Genomic DNA, 22233 nt, shown 5'->3' on the forward strand with positions numbered 1-22233 from the left:
GGTACTTTAGGAGACGAAGGATTGTATCTATAACATACTGAGTGAAGAAATTTATAGAAGAATATACACTGCAAATGACTTTCATGTTATGTATATGAAACTGAGGGTAGGATTAAATTGGAGAGAATTACTAAAAAGTAATTAGAAGATTGGAATCCTGTTCTGTGGGGAACTCTCTAAAAAATTTTCGATTGGAGTATAATTATTTATGAAAAGATTTTTTGATTTATTCGTTTCTTTATCATTATTGGTGTTACTGTTAGTTCCTATTAGTGTAGTAGCCGTATTAGTTAGATGTAAGTTAGGTTCCCCCATCATATTTAAGCAGCAACGCCCGGGATTACATGGTGCGTCTTTTTCTCTTTATAAGTTTAGATCTATGACTGATGAGAAAGATAACAACGGCAATCTGTTGCCTGATGATGTAAGGTTTACTAAGTTTGGGGGATTTCTTAGAAAGTGTAGTTTGGATGAGTTGCCACAGTTATTCAATGTTATAAAAGGCGATTTAAGTTTAGTAGGTCCCAGACCACTATTAATGGAATACTTGGAGTTATATACAGAAGAACAATCTAGGCGGCATATGGTAAGACCAGGAATTACAGGATGGGCTCAAGTGAATGGAAGAAATGCAATTTCATGGGAAGAGAAATTTGATCTTGATGTGTGGTATGTCGATAATAGGACTTTTTGGCTTGATATGAAAATTTTGTTGTTAACGGCAAAGAAAGTATTTAAGTCAGAAGGAATCAATCAGGTTGGGCATGTAACTGTGGAAAAATTTAATGGTACAAAGAATTCTTGAGGAGGTGAGATGGATGCGAATAATTATGATTGGGGCAGGTGGTCATAGTAAAGTAATCCGAGATATTATCCTATCGTATGGAAATTATGAAATCATTGCGCAATTAGATGATGTGTATAAAGAGTTAAAAGTTGAGGATGGCGTTTATTTTGGACCTATTTCTGCAGCTGTAAAGTTAATGGATGAGCATGTAGATACAAAGTTCGTGATAGCTATAGGAAATAACAGAACAAGAAAGATAATTATGGAGCAGTTAGAGATTCCCAGTCATCGCTATGCGACGCTTATACATAAACAATCTATTGTTAGTTTAAGTGCAAAGATTGGAGCTGGTACGGTTGTGATGCCTGGTGCAATTATTAATGCAGATGTTGAAATTGGGAATCACGTTATTGTCAATTCAGGCGCTATTATTGAACATGATAATAAGGTAAAAGATTTTGCACATATTTCCCCAAATGCAGTGCTTACAGGATCCGTTACTGTAGGAACAGGAGTACATATAGGAGCAGGAGTTAATGTAATTCCAAATATTACAATTGGCGATTGGTCCGTTATCGGTGCCGGAGCAACAGTGATCTGTGACATTGTAGCGAATTGTAAAGCAGTTGGCATTCCAGCTAGAGTAATAAAAAAAGAATTATAGGAGAGTGTTTAAAGTGGTATATTCACAGGAAAAAACAAGAATCTATCTCTCCGCTCCACATATGAGCGGTAATGAACAAAAATATATAGGGGAAGCATTTGATATGAATTGGATTGCTCCACTTGGTCCAAATGTAGATGCGTTTGAAAGTGAACTTTCATCCCATGTTGGAGTTCGTGATGCGGCTGCAGTTAGTTCAGGAACCTCTGCTATCCATTTGGCACTTCGCTTACTGGATGTAAAAGATGGAGATACGGTGTTTTGTTCGAGTCTTACTTTTATAGCGAGCGCAAATCCAATTTTATATTTAGGGGCTAAACCAGTATTTATTGATTCTGAGCTTGAAACATGGAATATGTCGCCACAAGCTTTAGAACGTGCATTACGTGATGCAAATGAGAAAGGAATACTTCCGAAAGCAGTCATTGTTGTAAATTTATATGGACAAAGCGCTAAAATGGATGAAATTCTTTCGTTATGTGATACATATAATGTTCCAGTAGTAGAGGATGCAGCGGAATCACTTGGTTCTTCCTACAAAGGTAAAGCAAGTGGGACATTCGGAAAATTTGGTATTTATTCGTTCAACGGCAATAAAATCATTACAACTTCAGGTGGAGGTATGCTTGTTTCGAATGATGTCGAGGCATTGAGAAAAGCAAGATTTTTAGCTACTCAAGCAAGAGATCCGGCTCCACACTACCAACATAGTGAGGTTGGATATAATTATCGTATGAGTAATATTTTAGCGGGTGTAGGTAGAGCGCAGCTGCAAGTCTTACGGGATAGAGTACAGGCAAGGAGAAAAATATTTGATAGATACTATCAAGAATTATCTCATATTCCAGGGGTACAGTTTATGCCTGAGTTAGAGGATACTTATTCAAACCGATGGCTTACAGTTCTTACTGTAGATGAAGAAAAAATAGGAGTATCGATTCAGACATTACTGAAACAACTGGAAAATGAAAACATTGAGGCGCGTCCTGTTTGGAAACCTCTTCATATGCAACCGCTATTTGAGGGAATAACTTATTATTCTCATAGTGAACGTGAAGATATTGCTAGAAAACTATTTGAAACCGGTCTATGTCTTCCATCTGGATCAGGTATGACAGAGCAAGATCAGACAAGAGTTATTACATGTATTAAGAATATATTGACGGTAAGTGCTGGCATGTAAAGATAAAAAATAGAAAGAGCTTCAATTAAGAAAGGCGTTAATGAACTAGGAGGATTTAATATCTTATTCAGTGCCGTTTTTGTGAAATTTCATTTTACGGAAAAAATTTTTTTTTGAATGAAAGTCACGGCAATCCCTATAAAGAGTGAAATAGTAAGCGTACATAATCTTGTGGTAAATGCGAATTATATTCTTTGCTAGCATTATTAGTGGTGAACGCATATTATATCATCCCCTTTGTGAAAATGGTATAAATATAAAAAGGTTATTCTCCTGTTTCGATTAAAGAAGCAGAAGAATAAAGTAATAGAGAACATAAAATATAAAAATCAGCTTTAATTAATAGGTTAATAATAAATTATATAAAATATCATAGCACAGAAATTTTTAAAATATAAAAAGATGAAAATTTTGCTGTGTATTTGTAAGATATAACGTTTATCCTGCTATTTGTGAACATTAAGAGCACTACCTTAAGATTTTAGGGGAACTAAGAAGATAGATGGAATGTTCGTAAAAGTTCGATTGGTGAGGTTAATAGTCGGTAGGGATGTAAAGTCTCCTACCGATTAAAGTTTTACTGTATTATTTGTTCTGACAGTTACTAAAAAAGATACATAAATATTCATTTTTTTGAGTATATAGATGCTTGACAATACAATAGTGAAATGGTAATCTGATTTTATATTCTTTATAAAGAATATAAACGTTTTATTGATATATTAAATTCAAGGATTTTTATTCATATAAAATTCAGATGGTAATATTTTGATTCGGATTAAGAAGATCATACCTTGGTTCTTTTTTTGAGAAAATTAAAATGCAAGGGTTTACATTAGGATAGGTAGCCTGAAAGCTTGAATACTTCAACTGAAAAAAGATTTAAGGCTATAAAATTGGGTTTTAAAATCTGTTATGCGTAAACGAGGTAGTTTGAGGAAAGGGTTTTCTGGTATATTAATAACATTTTTTTGATATATCTGGTAATTTGCTTATCCATCGGGTTTTCCCTTAATTGTCTTGTAGTGGGAGGAAAAAAATGAGTGCAATAACCGGAATTTATCATTTAAATGGAGAACCGATACCGCCTGAACATAGGATTGGAATCATGAAGGATTTATCTCGTTATCCAGGTGACAATACCGATATATGGCACAAGGAAAATATTTTTTTGGGCTCCCATGCAAAATGGATAACATCTGAATCTATTAATGAACAATTACCTTACTATGATTATGAAACACAGTTGGTTATAACTGCTGATGCTATTATTGATAATCGCAATGAATTATTCGATAGATTGCAAGTAGAAAAGGTACATAGAAGAGAGATGCCTGATAGTAAGTTGATTTTACTCGCTTATCAAAAGTGGGGAGAGCATGTACCAAAGTATCTAATTGGTGATTTTGCTTTTATGATTTGGGATGAGAGAAAGCAATTACTCTTTGGTGCACGTGATTTTTCAGGAAGTCGGACTTTTTACTTTTACCGCAATCAAAATCAATTTGCTTTTTGTACTAGCATACAACCGCTGTTTTCTTTACCATACGTCGGGAAGGAATTGAATGAGCAATGGTTAGCTGAATATTTAGCGATACCTAATATGCTTGATACAATAGATGCATTTTCAACAGTGCATAAAAATATAGAGCAAGTCCCCCCTTCTCATACTATCTCCGTAGTTAAGGGAAGAGTTAGTATTGCGAAATACGACACGTTATTTGTAGAGGAGCAGTTGCAACTCAAATCAAATGAAGATTATGAAGAGGCGTTCAGGGACGTATTTGAAAGCGCAGTAACATCAAGGTTACGTACTCATCGTAATGTTGGTTCTCATTTAAGTGGGGGATTAGATTCAGGTGCTGTTGCTAGCTTTGCTGCGAGAGCTCTGCAAAAAGAGAACAAAAAATTATATACATTCAGCTCAGTACCTGCAGAAGGATTTACTGATTGGACTCGTGGCCATACGATTGCTGATGAAAAGCCATTTATCCAAACTACAGTACAACATGTAGGGAATATTAAAGGGAATTATTTGAATTTCCCGGGAGAAAATTCTTTCTCAGAAATTGATGATTGGCTTGAGATTATGGAGATGCCATATAAATTTTTCGAAAATTCCGTCTGGGTGAAAGGAATTTATGAAAAAGCCCAACAACAAGGGATTGGGGTGCTCTTAAATGGAGCGAGAGGAAATTTCACAATCTCTTGGGGGCCAGCTTTAGATTATTATGCGACTTTACTTAAAAAATTCAGCTGGTTGCAGCTTTATCGTGAAATTGATTTGTATGGTAAGAACGTTGGGGTCAAAAAATCGAGAATACTGAAAGTTGTAGGAGAGAAAGCATTTCCATCGATAAAAAACATGTTTTCCTCGGAACAGCAATACGAATTGCCAACGTTAGTTAGTCCAGAACTTGCAAAACGTACTGATGTATTTAGAAAGCTTGAAGAACATGGTGTGAAAGTAACAGGGGCTTCTATCCCAAATATATATGAAATAAGACAGAAACATTTTGAACAGCTAAACTTGTGGAATACAACGGGTACAAGTGGAACAAAGCTCTCCTTGCGCTATGGTTTACAAGGGCATGATCCAACGAATGACTTACGGGTAATTCGATTCTGCTTATCGTTACCACTCGAACAATTTGTTCAAAATGGCTTAAATCGTGCACTTGTCCGGAGGTCCACAAAAGGATTTCTTCCTGACAAAGTAAGATTAAATCAACGTGTGCGGGGAATACAGGCAGCTGATGTGGTTCATCGCATGATTCCTTCATGGAAAATGTTTATCGAGGAACTTCAGCAGCTTAGTAAAGACCCAGTGGCCTCTAACTTTTTTAATATAGAGATTATTAAGAGTGCGATTTTGAAAATTCAAGGAGAACCACAAGTAGAATACGTGTTTGATCCGGATTTTAGAATTTTAATGCGTAGTCTTATTGTCTATCGATTTATCAAAAAATATATTTGAAAGGGGGTGAAATTATGAAACAAGAATGGCAATCACCAGTATTAGAAGTGCTTGATATCAACATGACAATGGCTGGACCTGGAAAGAGACTTGTTGACCAAGTTTTTGAAGATGAGGATGAGCAAGGCGCACTTCACCACAGCTAATGCACTAATATTTAAATGAGATTTATATGCTTTACAGCCCTTATATAGTTTAATTACGGTATAAGGGTTTTTTTTAATCAATTTTTCAACTATTTGGAGTGAGAAAGATGATACATACTGTAAAGAAAGAGATTTACAAAGCCTTCGGATTAGCCCTATTAAGTGAGATTCCCCTGCCGGAATTACCTCAAGTAAGTAATTACGAAAATGAAGTAGACGTAAAAATAGAAACTGCAGATTTGTCCCAATTATGGGGAGAGTTATCTTCTCCGAAGTCAGTATTTGTAGTTGAAGAAGAATTAATTATGTTTCAAATCCCCGAAACTGCTACGTTTTGTATTCAAAATGGAGAAAAAATTATTGTTTCACCTATGAAAGGGTCTGATCAAGATAAGATTCGGCTTTATATTCTTGGGACTTGTATGGGGGCATTGTTGATGCAGAGAAAAATACTCCCTCTGCATGGAAGTGCAATAGCCATCAATGGAAAGGCGTATGCTTTTGTAGGAAGATCGGGAGCTGGAAAATCAACTCTTGCATCAGCCCTTTTAAGCAAAGGCTATCAGCTTTTAAGCGATGATGTAATTGCTGTGTCTCTTTCTGAGGATAATATTCCTTTTGTTACACCATCTTACCCGCAACAAAAGTTATGGAAAGAGAGTCTTGATCAGTTTGGAATGGAGACAGCGCATTATCAGCCATTATTTGAAAGGGAAACTAAATATGCTGTCCCCGTTACAGCTAACTTTTTCGAGGAGCCATTACCATTGGCAGGTGTATTCGAATTAGTGAAAGTAGAAAATGGGGATGTTGAACTTCAGCAGATTGAAGGACTGGAGAGACTACGCACATTGCTGCGTCACACATATAGGAATTCATTAATCCCACGATTGGGGATGATGGAATGGCATTTTATGCATTCTACAAATATCGTAAACAAAATAGATATGTTTCAATTGAGACGTCCTATTTCAAAGTTTACGGCACATGATTTAGTATCCAAAATTCTAGAGTCTTTAAAAGAGGAGGAAAAATAATGAGTAGTAAACAAACAATTTCATTACACAGTTTTGTTGTACAAGGTCAGGAAAATGTAGTGAGCGATATGGATGGGGAGAAAGTGATGATGAGCATCCATAATGGGAAATACTATAACTTGGGAGGTATAGGTGGTGAAATTTGGAGTTTAATTAATGAATTAATATCTGTGAATCAAGTGATTGATATATTATTGTCTCGATATATGATTGAAGAGGCAGAATGTAAGGAACAGGTACTCTCTTTCTTAAATCATTTGTATGCAGAAGGGTTAATCTCGGTTGATGAAAAACTTTGATTTTTAATTGAACGTTCCAGATTTAATAGATTAGGAGTAGGATCGATGAATATCATAAATAAAGCCAAAGCTTTCTTGTCGTTCGATATGGGAACAAAATTATTACTTATAGAAGCTTTCTTTTATTTAGGCTGGGCTCGTATTCTTAAAAGTATACCGTTTTCTAAAGCTGCTCCTATATTAGGAATTCATATGGCAGAAACGTCTTTAAGCCATGATGAATCGGAAAAGGTTACATTAAGGAAAATTTCTCAAGCAGTGCATATGATGAGCCGTTATACATTTTGGGAAAGCCAGTGTCTCGTTAAAGCTATCGCTGCAATGAAAATGTTGGAGAAGCGTCAAATTGAAAGTACCCTTTACTTAGGGACCGCGAAAGATGAGACAGGAAATATGATTGCCCATGCGTGGTTACGTAGCGGGCCCTTTTATATTACTGGCGTAGAAGAAATGAAGAGATTTACTGTTGTTGGTAAATTTGCAAAAAGGATAGGGTAAAAAAATCTTGAAGGAGAATGAGATGTATACCGGTTGTAATCTTGATTTGAGTCATTTACCTAAAGAACTAAAATTGTTACTTGAAATTATAAAGAAGGAAGATAAAGAGATACAAGAAATCCCGGGAGACTGGTTCATAAATATTGATTGGAACAAATTTTTGAAACTGGCGCTGCATCATCGTATGTACGCATTCATTTATCCAAAAATGAAATCTATTGATAAACAGTTAGTTCCATCAAATGTTGTGCAAGTATTAAGTACATATTTTAAAAGGAATACATTCCATATGCTTCATTTAAGTGGAGAAATGGGAAAGGTAAGTAAATTATTTGCTGAAAACCAACTTCGACTTCTATTTTTGAAGGGCCCTATTCTCGGCGCAGATCTATATGGAGATGTTTCTCTTCGAACATCAGGGGATCTGGATGCCCTTGTTCCTATAGAGGATCTTGGAAAAGTGAACGAATTACTTGTAAAGAATGGTTATGTCAAAGAGGATGATTTTCCGACGGTTATGAATGAATGGAAGTGGAGACGCCACCATACAACTTACATGCATCCGATAAGTAAGGTGAAATTGGAGATTCATTGGCGACTACACCCAGGACCGGGAAAGGAACCACGCTTCGATGAGTTATGGGGGCGAAAGAGGACGAGTCCTGTCACAAATTATCCTGTCTATTTTTTAGGTAGAGAGGATTTGTTTATGTTTCTTGTGACTCATGGGACTAGGCATGGTTGGTCCAGGCTTCGATGGTTAACAGACATTGACCGTATGGTAAGGCAAGAAATAGATTGGAAAGAACTCACTGTTATGTTGGAAAGATATGGATGTAAGCAACTGGTAGGCCAGGCGCTTATTTTATCTTCTGAGCTTTTAGATACTCTTATAATAGAAGAAGAGGCAAAAGTATTAATGTCAGGGAGAAGGGTAACGCAATTAGCTCAGCTTGCTATATATTACTTGGAAAATATGATTAACTTGCATACAGATCCCGTCCCAGAAGAAGTTTCAAAATATCATGAGCGATATTTATATTTGTTAAAGACAAGCTCTCAAAAGCTACTGTTTCATCTTAGTTGGTTGTATCCTTATCCTCAGGATGTGGAAACTTTACCACTGCCAAAACAACTGCATGTTTTATATTTCCCTTTGCGGCCGGTTTTATGGATTTGGAGGGGAATGAGGTACCGTAAGGAGAAGTGAAAATGAGAAATATTTTATATTTTACAAAGCAGTTATACTCTTTTACTGGAAACATTCTCATTGTTAATCTCTTGGGAATGGTATTGGTCAGTCTTGTAGAAGGGATCGGTATTTTACTATTAATCCCAATGATAAGTATTAGTGGTATTGCGAAGATGAATGAACAGGCAAGCCCTCTTTCAGGGGTTCTTGGATTCCTAGGTGAGTTTCCAACTACTTTAGGATTACCACTTGTATTAGGAATATATATTATATTGGTCGTGGGACAAGCGCTTTTGCAAAGGAATATAACAGTTCGTAATGCGAAAATCCAGATACGTTTTATTAATCATTTGAGATTGGAAACTTATCGTGGATTGTTGCAGGCCAACTGGAGTTTTTTTGTGAAAAAGAGAAAATCAGATCTTATCAATTCTTTGACAACGGAATTAGGGCGTGTTAGCGCAGGCACTAATTTATTTTTACAGTTGCTCACTTCTTTAATGTTTACACTTATACAGATTGGTTTCGCTTTTTGGTTAGCGGCAGATATAACAATTTTTGTACTATGTTGCGCTGTGGTACTTGCCTTTCTTTCACGAAGATTTATTAAAAAATCAAAAAGATTAGGTGGTCGAACCTCAGAGAATTCAAAAGCGTATCTTGCAGGTATAACTGATCATTTTAATGGAATTAAGGATATTAAGAGCAATACACTAGAACGATCTCGTTATATGTGGTTACGTAATTGGGTGGAAGATGTGGAACGTGAACAGTTTGCATATATTAAGGTGAGAAATAATTCTCAACTCTTTTATAAAATTGCATCAGCTGTTTTCATTGCTATTCTTATCTTTCTATCTGTTAAGTTGTTTCAGACGAAAACGGAGCAATTATTATTAATTATTCTTATATTTTCTCGTTTGTGGCCACGATTTGCAGGTATACAATCAAACATGGAACAAATTGCAGCGAATCTTCCCGCTTTTAAAGATTTGCTGCAATTACAGGAAGAGTGTAAGAAAAGTATAGAATTGCAAGATATAGAGCAGGATTATGATTGTATAAATCCTATGCAGATAGAACAATCTATCGAGTGTCAGAATATCTCTTTCCGCTACAATAAAGAAAATGCTGTGTACTCACTTAAAGATATTAATTTGCGTATTCCTGCAAATTGTATGACAGCTATCTCAGGGCGTTCTGGTGCTGGAAAGAGTACATTAATTGATATCATAATGGGACTTATGCAGCCAGAGAGCGGTCAGCTATTAATAGATAACAAACCGTTGATAAGTAAGGACCTATTATCATTGAGAAAATCTATTAGCTATGTTCCTCAAGATCCATTTCTATTCAATGCCAGTATAAGAGACAATTTGAGAATGGTTGAACCAAATGCAAGTGAGGAACAGCTTTGGGAAGCTTTGGAATTTTCTGCTTCCGCTGAGTTTGTTAGTAGGCTCTCACAAGGATTGGATACAATGATTGGCGATAGGGGAGTCAAACTTTCAGGGGGAGAACGACAACGTCTTGTTCTGGCTAGAGCGATACTTCGAAAGCCTTCTATTTTAGTATTAGATGAGGCAACAAGTGCGTTGGATGCTGAAAATGAAGCGAAAATACAAGAAGCATTGGAAAGATTGAAAGGAAGCATGACAATTATTGTCATTGCACATAGACTATCTACTATACGTAAAGCTGACCAAGTAATTGTAATGGATCAAGGACAAATTATTCAACATGGTAGTTTCACACAACTAGCGAAAGATGAAAGTGGTTTGTTTAGTAGCCTACTTGGACAACAGGCCAAAGTAAACATTTAAATATGGCTTGTTATAATTGTTTTTTATAAATTCACGGAATACACTGCCTTTATTTCTTTCGGGTCGGTAACACAATTTGATTATTTATGGTTTGGGGTATAATTGGTATTTGTGTACTGGTCTTTTTATGGAAATATGAGCTTAATTTAATTGTGTGACCAGTAAAAAAATGAGAAATACTTTTTGTGACTTATTAATATACCATCTATATACATGTATAAATATCCGTGTTATAATTTAACATGGAACCTGATTTTATTTATACCATATAACAAAAGCAGCGAGACCCCTCGTCTTTAGGACTAGGGGTCTTTTCTATTTTTGTATATAAAGGTTTATTAGTGTAGTTGTGATAATATATTTTGAAGCACCTTGTAGACATTTTTATGGTCAGTGATTAATGAGAGGTAGTGCCTACTGAATTGTTGGTATTTTGAATTACTACTAATTTTATATAAGTAATTAAGAAGGGAAACGATTTGAGGAGAGGAAAGAGAGATAGTGAAGAATATTATATAAGTATTTCTTTTTATTTCATTTGAGTTTTTCTCTCAAATCCTCCAGGATGCCTTAGTTAACAGATAAACAAGGAAAAGTAACAATTTCTTAATTAGTTATATATTATTTCATGTATTGTTAAATAGATTTAAAAGAATTTATACGTGGTATTGGATATTTATGTAAAATGTAAATGTATCTTTTGTGATGATATTTTATAGGATTTTTATTAAAGGCTAATCCACGAAGATTTATTTTTTTATAAAGCATAGTGTTCTGGATTGCGAATCTTAATTTCTAGATATACTATTTAAGATAATATAAGAAAAATGAAGAAATTTGTAGAAAATTGTAGAAAATTAAGGTTATAATGGTAAAAAGCAGTAAATATTAAATTTTTCTTTCTTATTTTTGTCCTTTATAATGAGCTATGAATACGACACATGAGGCAAATAATGTATATTGCCTCTCCCTAACTTTGATATACACCTTTTTCCAACCTCCGTGTTAATTGCTATTATTTTGTTATACCGATTAGCGAAGGGAAAAGGGTGTATCTTTTTTGTATGAATAGTCCTAATAGATATTTTGGGTAGAAAGCATTTCTTGTTTTTCGTGACAAAAACAATAGAGAATGGGATAATAAGGACAGTGTGTTGGTGGTATGACCAATTTGGTATATAAGGAGAGAATGATATGCTAGATATTCAACAGATTAAAGAAATTATTCCACATCGTTATCCATTTCTACTAGTCGATCAAATTCTAGAAGTAGAAGAAGGAAAGCGTGCGGTTGGGATTAAAAATGTAACGGCAAATGAGGAATACTTTAATGGACACTTTCCAGATTATCCTGTGATGCCAGGTGTTCTAATTGTAGAAGCATTAGCGCAGGTGGGTGCTGTTGCGGTATTAAAAAAAGAGGAGAATCGTGGACGCCTCGCATTCTTCGCTGGTATTGATAACTGCCGCTTCAAGCGTCAAGTACGTCCAGGTGACCAACTTCGTTTAGAAGTGGAAATGACACGTGTACGTGGACCAATTGGTAAAGGAAAAGCAGTCGCAACTGTAAACGGTGAAATTGCTTGTGAAGCTGAGGTTACATTCGCGCTTGGTGATAAGAAAGAATAAAGATATGATAAGTTGGGAGGTGAATGAAAATAAACTTTTCATTCACCTCCTTTTTAATAAAAGAAAAGTAAGAGAATTTGTTGATAGGTAGGTTCTCTTTATTTAAACAAACGTTTGATTAAATAACATAAGGGATTTTCGGGAAAACTTTCTCAACTTAGCGTCTAGAAACGCTGTTGAAAAATAGAATGAAAATTTATAATGGAAAGTGTTTTTTAAACGAGTTATTATAAATATACAGGTGAATTTATAATATATTCACTAATAATACTAACTACATTCACATATTATCAATATATGGTAAATGTAAACCCATACCCGACAAAGGATATCTAAATTTGTCGAATTTGTCATTATAATATTTGTCAATTTATTAAATGAATTCCTCAACCATTATTGTTATACTAATGTAAGTTATGTAATATGTTGAATAGTTGTCTAGGACTAAACATGATTAGGACTAGATACTAGATTCTTATTGTCAGCCGCAAATCTGACATTTTATTTATTTATAAAGGAATTTATGACAAATTATTGGAAGCTGGAGGAAGGCATGGAAGAAACAATAAGTTTGAAAGAACTATTTACTATTTTAAGAAAACGTTTAGTTATGATCATCGCAATTACGATTGGGGCAGCTCTTGTAAGCGCAATTGTAAGTTTCTACTTTATAACGCCGATTTACCAAACTTCAACGCAAATTCTTGTTAACCAAAAGAAACAAGAGGGTGTTTTCCAACCTGGGGAAGTACAAACAAGTCTTCAATTAACAAATACATATAAAGTTATTGTGAAAAGCCCAGTTATTTTAGATCAAGTGAAAGAAAAGTTGAAACTGAATATGTCAACTGGAGCATTAAATAACAAAATTAACGTAGCTAATGAGAAAGATTCGCAAGTTATTGCGGTTACAGTACAAGACAAAGATGCAAAATTAGCTCGTGATATCGCAAATACAACAGCGGAAGTATTCAAAAGTAAAATTGCAAAAATTATGAGTGTAGATAATGTAACAATCCTATCAAAAGCAGAAGTGGCGGAAGGGCAATCTCCAATTAAGCCTAATAAGATGTTAAATGTAGCTATTGCATTTGTCATTGGCTTAATGGCTTCTGTCGGACTTGCATTCTTACTAGAATATTTAGATAACACATTCAAAAAAGAAGAAGATATCGAAAAATTTCTAGGTCTACCAGTTCTTGGAGTGATTTCTCATATAGAAGAAGATAATGTGAAAAGCAGAAGTCCGTCAAGGGCAAAGAGAGTAGGAGGGCATACAATTGGTTCTTAAGAAAAAAGCATCACGCGCACGTCGTCGGCTTATTGCATATGAACAACCGAAATCATTTGTTTCGGAACAATATCGAAATGTACGAACAAATATTGAATTTGCATCCGTTGATAAAAAAATTCGTTCTCTTATAGTTACATCCGCTAATTCAAGTGAAGGAAAGACAACAACAGCTGCTAACATTGCAATAGTCTTTGCACAGCAAGGTAAAAAAGTATTACTCATTGATGCGGATTTACGTAAGCCTGCACTACATCACATGTTACAAGTTGAGAATGTTTTTGGCTTAACAAGTGTATTAACACGTAGTAAAAAACTTGAGACATGTGTAGAAAATACAAAAATTAGAAATTTAAACTTCCTGCCATGTGGGCCAATCCCACCAAACCCAGCGGAATTATTAGGGTCAAACTCGATGAAAGATTTACTTTCAGAAGCATATGGCATGTATGATCTCGTTATCTTTGACACATCTCCGATTTTACCAGTTACTGATGCGCAAGTCATGGCAAATCAATGTGATGCTTCTGTACTAGTTGTCCGAAGTGGCGTAACAGAAAAGGATACGGCGATTAAAGCAAAACAAGCACTTGATGGCGCAAAGGGTACATTACTTGGCGTTATTCTAAATGATAAAGAACAAACAGGATCTGAGTATTATTATTACAGTTCTAACTAACTAAATAGATGAGAGGAAAGAGGAGACATCTTCTTTTCCTCTTATATTCACAATGTGAAGAGTAAATGAAGAATAGATAGAGAAGAGGTGTAAGGGAATGATTGATTTACATTGTCACATTTTGCCTAGTATCGATGATGGGGCACAATCAATCGAAGATAGTATCGCGATGGCAAAGGCAGCATGTAAAGAAGGTATTCATACAATCGTTGCCACTCCGCATCATCAAAATGGTGTTTATATTAATCCAGCAGAAGGCATTCTTCATCAGGTAAAGCAGTTAAATGATAGATTGAAAGAAGAAGACATTAATTTAACCATTTTACCTGGTCAAGAAATCAGGTTATATGGAGAATTGTTAGAAGACTACGAATTGGGTAAAATTGTTACATTGAATCGTACGGATAAATACATATTAATTGAATTCCCAGCAAATCATGTCCCGCGCTATGCAGAAAAAATGTTATATGAACTGCGTATAAAAGGAATTACGCCGATCATTGTGCATCCAGAGCGAAATACGGAAATCATCGAACGCCCTCAAGTATTGTATAAGTTCGTAACTCAAGGCGCACTCACGCAAATTACTGCGGGGAGTGTAACAGGAAAGTTCGGAAAGAAAATCAAGAAATTTTCGTTACAACTCATTGAACACCATTTAGCACATGTCATATCATCAGATGCCCATAACACAACAACGCGCTCATTTCACTTACAAGCAGCATATGAGGTAATAGAGAAGTCATTTGGGAGCTCTACACTTTATTGTTTCAAAGAAAATACATATTCACTAATAAGTGGGAAGATAATTTACCGAGAAGAACCAGAACAGGTGCGACGTAAGAAAATACTGGGTCTCTTTTAAGTATAAACATTTGGTGATGCCTCCTAACCAATATCAATGGAGACACTCGACTATGCTGTGGGTAGAGTAAGCTTTACCTTAGACACGCTTGTTGTCAAAAGCATGGTGTGAGGTCGGGTTAGATGCCCGTTATGATTATAAAATTGTTGGAACCTTTATTATATCTATATATAAATATAATAAAGGATAAGGGATAATACAAGTTGAAACAAGTAAAAAAAGCCATCATTCCAGCAGCTGGGCTGGGGACAAGATTTTTACCAGCGACAAAAGCAATGCCGAAAGAAATGTTGCCAATCGTTGATAAACCGACGATTCAGTACATTGTGGAAGAAGCAATTGCATCTGGAATTGAAGACATCATCATCGTAACGGGTAAAGGAAAGCGTGCAATTGAAGATCACTTTGATCACTCCTTTGAACTAGAACAAAATCTACTAGAAAAAGGGAAGTACGAAATGCTTGAAAAAGTACAAGCGTCTTCCCAAATTAACATTCACTACATAAGACAAAAAGAACCAAAAGGACTCGGGCATGCTGTATGGTGCGCATGTAAATTCATTGGCAACGAACCGTTTGCTGTATTACTTGGTGATGACATTGTTCAAGCGGAAACACCATGCTTACGTCAATTAATGAATCGATATGAAGCAACGAGATCATCAGTAATCGGTGTACAAACAGTGCCGGAAAATGAAACACATCGCTACGGTATTATCGATCCATTAGAACAAAAGGGACGCAGTTATCAGGTGAGCAGATTTGTGGAAAAACCAGCGCAAGGAACAGCACCATCGAACTTAGCGATTATGGGGCGTTACGTATTAACACCAGAAATTTTTATGTTCCTAGAAGACCAACAAACAGGTACGGGTGGAGAAATTCAGCTAACGGATGCGATTCAGCGATTAAATGAAATTCAACGTGTATTTGCATATGACTTTGAAGGTAAGCGTTATGACGTTGGGGAGAAATTAGGTTTTATTCAGACAACGATTGAAATGATGCTTCAGCATGATGAATTAAAAGATGAACTTGTGAAGTATATGAATGAACTTGTACAGAAAGAACTTTTAAACGTATAGATTGTATATAACTGAAAAATAGGCTGTTTTTAAATATAGGGCATGGTTTATAAAATGTTAGGTGTGGGAAGGACTCTTATTTTAAAGTTATATAAAAGAAAGGAACGTGTGTCTTGAGTTATCAAAATAGGCTCTCATTATTAGTATTATTAGATTCATTCATTGTTTTAACATCGGTATACTTGAGTTACTGGTTTATTCATCCTAATGCATTAGACAATATTCCAACTACACTTATTATTAGTTCAATTACGTTACTTTGTAGTCATCATGTGTTTGCTGCAATTTACAAGTTGTACAAAAAAGCTTGGGAGTATGCAAGTATAGGAGAGTTAGAAAATATTTTCAAAGCCGTTACATTCTCTATTATCGTGACTGCAATCGTTCAGCAAGTTATTAATCACGATATTTATTTCCGCATCTTAGCAATCGCATGGATGTTCCATATGCTACTTATTGGTGGTTCACGATTTATATGGCGTATTTTCCGTGATACATACATTTCAAAGAAAACAGATAAAGCTCGTACATTAATTGTAGGGGCGGGTTCAGCAGGAGCGATGATTGTACGTCAGCTTCAAAAAAGTCATGAGGCACATTTAGAAGCGGTAGCATTTGTTGATGATGATCTAAGGAAACAAAGGTTAGAAATATACAATATCCCTGTTGTAGGAACAAGAGAAGACATTCAACGGGTTGTTGATCGTTATCAAATTGAACATATTATTATTGCTATTCCTTCCCTTAGTCGTAAAGAAGTGAATGGGATTTTTGAAGCATGTACAAAAACGAAGGCAAAAACACAAATTGTGCCAATGCTAGAAGATATTCTGGATGGGAAAGTTTCTGTTAATGAGTTTCGTGATGTACAAGTAGAAGATTTATTAGGACGTGAGCCTGTGAAATTAGATGATGCAGGTATTGGTGAAAAGATTACAGGAAAAACAATCTTAGTAACTGGCGCTGGAGGATCAATTGGTTCCGAGCTGTGTCGCCAAGTCATGAAATTTAAACCAGGTAAAATTGTATTACTTGGTCACGGTGAGAACAGCATTTATACAATTGAAATGGAATTGCGTTCACTATATAAAGATTCCATCGAAATTACAACAGAAATTGCAGATGTGCAAGACCGTAATAAAATGTTTGAAGTGATGAAGAAGCATAACCCATACATTGTGTATCATGCAGCGGCACATAAACATGTTCCACTTATGGAAAGGAACCCAGAGGAAGCTGTAAAAAATAATATTATTGGTACGAAAAATGTTGCGGAAGCATCGGCTACTTTTGGTATAAATAAATTTGTTATGGTCTCTACAGATAAAGCTGTTAACCCAACAAGTGTAATGGGGGCAACGAAGCGTATTGCAGAAATGATTGTGCAACATATGGACACAGTCAGTAATACTCGTTTTGTAGCTGTTCGTTTTGGCAATGTACTGGGAAGTCGTGGTAGTGTTATTCCTTTATTTAAGAAACAAATTCAAAAGGGTGGACCGGTTACTGTTACACATCCTGATATGATTCGTTATTTTATGACAATTCCAGAGGCTTCACGTTTGGTTATTCAAGCTGGATCTTTAGCTAAAGGTGGGGAGATTTTCGTTCTTGATATGGGAGAACCTGTTAAAATTGTTGATTTAGCTAAAAATCTTATTAAACTATCTGGTTATCAGGTCGAGGATATTGGAATTAAGTTTTCTGGGATACGCCCTGGGGAAAAACTTTTTGAAGAATTATTAAAGGATGATGAAGTGCATAAAGAGCAAATTTATCCCAAGATATGCATTGGTAAATCTAATCATGAATTAAGTGCCGAATTACCGTATTTAGTACAATATATTTCTAATTTAGAAGGTAATCATTTAAGAGATTTCTTATTAGATTTAACTAATAATCGTCAAAAAGTAATAGATAAAATGAATATTTAACAGCACTTGGTGGAAAAAAATATGATATTTATTAAAAAATTATTATCTTTGTGTTTAAGTTAGGTGAGAGGATACCTTGTATGATTACAAATTTAAAGCAAAAAGCATTTAGTGGAGCTAAATGGACTACAACATCAGCACTAATTGTTTCTAGTTTACAAATAATTCAATTGGTTATAGTATCTAGAATACTTCCGCCTGAATCATTAGGATTAATGACTACTATTATGGTAGTTGTAGGGTTTGCTCAATTATATTCGGATATGGGAATTACTAACGCTATAATTTATAAAGAGAATTTAACTAAAAAACAATTATCGAGTCTTTATTGGTTTAATATAATGTTAGGGTTATTATTAACTTTAGTTATTATTGGATTTACTCCAGTTATAGCATATTTTTATCATGAACCAAGATTAAGCATTTTATTATGCTTAATAGCAGTAATATTTTTGATTAATCCAATAGGCCAACAATCTATGGTTTTACATCAAAAAGAGCTTAAATTTGATATTCTAGCAAAGATAGAAATAATAGCGGCTATATCAGGTTTTTTATTAACCATAACTCTTGCTTATATAGGCTATGATGTCTACTCATTAGTTATTGGTCAAATATTTATTAACTTTATGAAAATGTGTGGATATGTTTTTATTAGTAAAAATGTATCGAAGCCTATGATGTACTTTAGATTTAGTGAAGTGAAATCTTTCGTAAGTTTTGGTTTATATCAATTAGGTGAAAGAACAATTCATTACATCAATTCTAATCTAGATTATATAATTATTGGAAGTCTACTTGGTTCAAAAGCCCTAGGTTATTATACTATTGCTTTCAATCTTATAATATTACCTATTTCAAAGATTAATCCCATAGTGACAAGAGTGGCATTTCCTATATTTTCTAAGATGCAAAATGATATATCTTTGCTAAAAAAATCATACTTTAAAATCATTCAGATTTTGAGTTGTATAAATTTCCCTTATTTTTTTGGTTTATTTATATCTGCTCCAATTTTAGTTCCTGTTATTTTTGGAGAGAAATGGATGCCTAGTGTATTACTTATTCAAATACTCTCTTTTGTTGGAATAACAAGAGCTATTGTCAATCCAATTGGGGCATTAGTAATGGCCAGGGGAAGAGTAGATTTAGGATTTAAGTGGCACTTTTTTATGCTGTTTTCTCAAGTGCCCTTAATTATCACCGGAGCATATTTTGGTGGAATAACGGGAGTAGCTATGGGATATTGTTGCCATCAGGTGGTATACATAATTACAAATTACACATTTGTGATTCGAACATTAGTGGGTTCTTGTTTGAAAGAGTTTTTAGAAAGTTTTATGAGTTCTATAAAAGCTTCATTAGTTATGATGGGAACTGTATTGGTGATACTGAATTTTATAAAGCAGTTAGATATGACAATTCAGCTAGTTTTAGTGGTTTCGTTGGGAGCCGTGTTTTACATAACGGCTTCTTTGGTATTTCAACGACAACTAATTATAGAATTAAAAGAATTATTTTTAAGGAAAAGGATAAAAAACGTTAGTTAAGAGGTAAATTATACATGCTTACAACATTAGTTTTTTTAGTATTTTTTTATCTTATAGGCACAATCTTAACCTTAAGATTAGGACGTAAAGAGGTTAAGTTATTTCATATTATCTTTATTTTTAATGTCTTAATAAGTATTTTAATGTACTACATATATATAGATAGATATGGAGTACCTTATTATATTGGTGGAAGTGATGATTTAGTTTACGAACAACAAGCAGCATATGCGTATGAAAGTTTAGGTATTTTTGATTATTCTAGTCTTAAAGAAATTTTTTGGATGTCTAACTCGTTAGGATACACATACTTGGTAAGTATATTCTTTCGAATTGCATCTTTTTTTGATGGATACCATACATTAGTTCCTCGTTTTTTTAATGGTTTATTGCTGGCTTTTATTTCTGTATTTGTATATAAAATAAGTATGAATTATATGGGGTTGAAACAAAGGTTTGCTTTTCTAGCAGCAGTAATAGTAGGGTGCTCACCCATAATGAGTTTTAATGCTGCGCATGTTTTTAGAGATATTGTAGTTACTTTCATAATGGTACTTGTAATATACCTTGCATTAGGTTTTTATAAATTTAATTTATGGGAAAAATCTATGGCTATTTGTGGAATGTTTATATTATTTGTAATACTTTATGAAATTCGTTATATGTCGGCTTACTTTTTAGTGATTCAGATAATATTTACAATGTGGGCAGCATACCGTAATTCGAAAAATAAACCATTAAAACTAAAAAATATAATGAGTATTTCTATAATTGTTTTGTTATTTATACTCATTTTTAATACTTCTTTAGTTAATACAATATTTAATTACTATGAAATTTATGCTGATTATAGAACGGAGAGAACTGATGGTTTAGCTCAATACGTTTTTAATGCTCCTTTATATGTGGGTTTTTTTCTAAGAGTTGTATATTTATCTATTACTCCTTTTCCTATTTTTTCATCTGAATTGGAGCGGAATTTTTTAAGTATAGGTACTATTGTGCAATTATTTTTGATGCCTTATGTATTAATTGGAATTAGGAAGTCTTTTTCAAATAGTAATGTAGCAACAATTATGTTTAGCTTTATTGTAGTTTATATTTCTGTAAGCATGTTATCTTTTACAATTAGACATATATGTTTATTCTATCCATTTATGATTTTGTTAGCTTTTTATGGGTATCAGAATGCAAATTTATATTTTAAACATAAGAAAATGCCATTGGCGATAGTTTATTTTATGATTTTAATTGGTATAACAATGTACAGTATTTTGAAATTTTATTGATATTTAAGGGGCTAAAGGGACATGAAGATTTTATTTATAGCAAATCACTTTCCGCCTATAAACAATTCTGCGAGTATTAGAATATTAAATTATGTTAATCATTTGCAGGTGATGGGGAATGAAGTGATGGTACTCACACCAGATTATCCTAAAGATTTTATAAATTATGATGAAGAGCTTTTATATAAAATAAATACAAACATTAAAGTAATTAGAGTAGATATGGGATCAATATATAAAAGAATTTATCCTAAGAAGAGTAGGCAGATTGGTAATGATTCTCCTGCGAAGGCTAGCAAAAAAAACATTTTAAAATCATCTATAAAAAGGAATTTAGCTATTCCAGATTCTTATATTGAATGGAAAAACAATGCCGTCAAGATAGGAGATAAACTAATAAAAAAAAATAAAGTAGATATCATTATTTCAACGCATGAAACCCCTTCTTGTCATTTAGCTGGCTTGAAATTAAAAAAAAATAACCCAGAGGTGAAATGGATAACATATTGGAGTGATCCTTGGACATTTGAATATTATAGATCCAGAGAAAGTTTATTAAAACGTAATGTTGAAAAGTGGTTGGAACGTAATGTTGTTAAAAAGAGTGATAAATTTCTATTTACTACTGAGGAAACAAGGGATTTATATATAAGTAGCTATAGTATACCTAAAAGTAGAACTGCTATTGTTTATAGGGGATTTGAAGAATATTCACGAGAAAACTCAAAGAAATTCATAGGTTTATTAAAAAAGGATAAAATTAATTTAGTGCATACTGGTGAAATATATACTGAGTTGAGAGATACTAGGCCTTTAATTGAAGCATTGAAAGCCTTAGAAGAGGAAGAGAAGGATATTTTTGATCAAATTAATATAGTTTTGGTAGGAGGAGTTGATAATTTAAAGATTAAAAAAGAATTAAAAGATATAAAATGTGTATCTCTTCTATCACGGGTTCCTTATGAAGAGGCGCAAGATTATATGCATAATAGTGATGGATTATTATTGTGGGGCAATAAATATGGTTGTCAGATCCCTGGAAAAGTCTACGAGTATTTCGGAGTTAAATCACCTATTTTAACCATATTGGCTAATAATCAAGATCCAGTTGGTAAATTAATGAAGGACGTCGATAAGGGACCCATTATTTATAATAATGCGCAAGAAATTAAAGAAATGATAAAAGAGTTCGTTAAAAATAAAGATAAAAAAGAATATTGGTATGAAATCATTCCTAAGTATAAATGGGAAAATGTAGCTAAAGATTTGTTTTCTAAGATTTCAGATTAAATAATGGAGGAGAAT

General features: G+C 34.0%; 19 protein-coding genes. All 19 read left to right on the top strand.

What is annotated here, in order from left to right; genetic code table 11:
* Nucleotides 1-208: 208 nt before the first annotated feature.
* Nucleotides 209-805: a sugar transferase gene (locus MHH71_RS17220; RefSeq protein WP_006096611.1), complete on the top strand. Its 597-nt coding sequence runs from the start codon at nucleotides 209-211 to the stop codon at nucleotides 803-805.
* Between the two features lie 13 nt (nucleotides 806-818).
* A complete protein-coding gene (locus tag MHH71_RS17225) occupies nucleotides 819-1451 on the top strand; it encodes an acetyltransferase (protein WP_018781215.1) in 633 nt (210 codons plus the stop codon).
* Nucleotides 1452-1464: 13 nt separating this feature from the next.
* Nucleotides 1465-2634 carry a DegT/DnrJ/EryC1/StrS family aminotransferase gene (locus tag MHH71_RS17230; RefSeq protein WP_033799246.1) on the top strand — a complete coding sequence of 390 codons (1170 nt, stop codon included), beginning with the start codon at nucleotides 1465-1467 and terminating at the stop codon, nucleotides 2632-2634.
* Between the two features lie 1039 nt (nucleotides 2635-3673).
* Complete coding sequence (locus MHH71_RS17235) at nucleotides 3674-5611, top strand: lasso peptide isopeptide bond-forming cyclase (RefSeq protein WP_006096609.1); 1938 nt, start codon at nucleotides 3674-3676, stop codon at nucleotides 5609-5611.
* A gap of 14 nt (nucleotides 5612-5625) precedes the next feature.
* On the top strand, nucleotides 5626-5757 hold the full coding sequence (locus tag MHH71_RS17240; protein ID WP_000808480.1) for a paeninodin family lasso peptide: 132 nt from the start codon (nucleotides 5626-5628) through the stop codon (nucleotides 5755-5757).
* A 107-nt stretch (nucleotides 5758-5864) separates the two neighbouring features.
* Nucleotides 5865-6794, top strand: a complete 930-nt coding sequence (locus tag MHH71_RS17245; protein WP_006096607.1) for a hypothetical protein — start codon at nucleotides 5865-5867, stop codon at nucleotides 6792-6794.
* Complete coding sequence (locus MHH71_RS17250; RefSeq protein ID WP_000095761.1) at nucleotides 6794-7093, top strand: lasso peptide biosynthesis PqqD family chaperone; 300 nt, start codon at nucleotides 6794-6796, stop codon at nucleotides 7091-7093. The genes MHH71_RS17245 and MHH71_RS17250 overlap by 1 nt, the downstream gene beginning before the upstream one ends.
* Before the next feature lie 45 nt (nucleotides 7094-7138).
* On the top strand, nucleotides 7139-7591 hold the full coding sequence (locus MHH71_RS17255; RefSeq protein ID WP_018764971.1) for a lasso peptide biosynthesis B2 protein: 453 nt from the start codon (nucleotides 7139-7141) through the stop codon (nucleotides 7589-7591).
* A 22-nt stretch (nucleotides 7592-7613) separates the two neighbouring features.
* Complete coding sequence (locus MHH71_RS17260) at nucleotides 7614-8801, top strand: nucleotidyltransferase domain-containing protein (protein WP_006096606.1); 1188 nt, start codon at nucleotides 7614-7616, stop codon at nucleotides 8799-8801.
* Between the two features lie 2 nt (nucleotides 8802-8803).
* Nucleotides 8804-10606: an ABC transporter ATP-binding protein gene (locus MHH71_RS17265; RefSeq protein ID WP_033799245.1), complete on the top strand. Its 1803-nt coding sequence runs from the start codon at nucleotides 8804-8806 to the stop codon at nucleotides 10604-10606.
* Nucleotides 10607-11800: 1194 nt separating this feature from the next.
* The gene (gene fabZ, locus MHH71_RS17270) at nucleotides 11801-12235 is read left to right on the top strand and encodes a 3-hydroxyacyl-ACP dehydratase FabZ (RefSeq protein ID WP_003202177.1); all 435 of its coding nucleotides are present in this window, start codon (nucleotides 11801-11803) and stop codon (nucleotides 12233-12235) included.
* Nucleotides 12236-12788: 553 nt separating this feature from the next.
* Nucleotides 12789-13526: a YveK family protein gene (locus MHH71_RS17275; RefSeq protein ID WP_033799244.1), complete on the top strand. Its 738-nt coding sequence runs from the start codon at nucleotides 12789-12791 to the stop codon at nucleotides 13524-13526.
* Nucleotides 13516-14205 (top strand): CpsD/CapB family tyrosine-protein kinase, encoded by a 690-nt coding sequence (locus tag MHH71_RS17280; protein ID WP_018764975.1) that lies wholly within the window; start codon nucleotides 13516-13518, stop codon nucleotides 14203-14205. The genes MHH71_RS17275 and MHH71_RS17280 overlap by 11 nt, the downstream gene beginning before the upstream one ends.
* Before the next feature lie 97 nt (nucleotides 14206-14302).
* On the top strand, nucleotides 14303-15070 hold the full coding sequence (locus MHH71_RS17285) for a tyrosine-protein phosphatase (RefSeq protein WP_003202182.1): 768 nt from the start codon (nucleotides 14303-14305) through the stop codon (nucleotides 15068-15070).
* Between the two features lie 203 nt (nucleotides 15071-15273).
* Entirely contained in the window at nucleotides 15274-16155 is an 882-nt protein-coding gene (gene galU / locus MHH71_RS17290; protein WP_006096603.1) for a UTP--glucose-1-phosphate uridylyltransferase GalU, read from the top strand.
* A gap of 113 nt (nucleotides 16156-16268) precedes the next feature.
* The gene (locus MHH71_RS17295; protein ID WP_033799243.1) at nucleotides 16269-18089 is read left to right on the top strand and encodes a polysaccharide biosynthesis protein; all 1821 of its coding nucleotides are present in this window, start codon (nucleotides 16269-16271) and stop codon (nucleotides 18087-18089) included.
* An 80-nt stretch (nucleotides 18090-18169) separates the two neighbouring features.
* Nucleotides 18170-19639: an MOP flippase family protein gene (locus MHH71_RS17300; protein ID WP_033796574.1), complete on the top strand. Its 1470-nt coding sequence runs from the start codon at nucleotides 18170-18172 to the stop codon at nucleotides 19637-19639.
* 14 nt (nucleotides 19640-19653) lie between these two features.
* Nucleotides 19654-20928, top strand: coding sequence for a hypothetical protein (locus MHH71_RS17305; RefSeq protein ID WP_003202190.1), 1275 nt, complete (start codon nucleotides 19654-19656; stop codon nucleotides 20926-20928).
* Nucleotides 20929-20949: 21 nt separating this feature from the next.
* On the top strand, nucleotides 20950-22218 hold the full coding sequence (locus MHH71_RS17310) for a glycosyltransferase (RefSeq protein WP_018764980.1): 1269 nt from the start codon (nucleotides 20950-20952) through the stop codon (nucleotides 22216-22218).
* The last annotated feature ends 15 nt before the right edge of the window (nucleotides 22219-22233 follow it).

Origin of the sequence: Bacillus sp. FSL H8-0534 (genome assembly GCF_038005885.1) — a bacterium.
Lineage (GTDB): Bacteria > Bacillota > Bacilli > Bacillales > Bacillaceae_G > Bacillus_A > Bacillus_A pseudomycoides.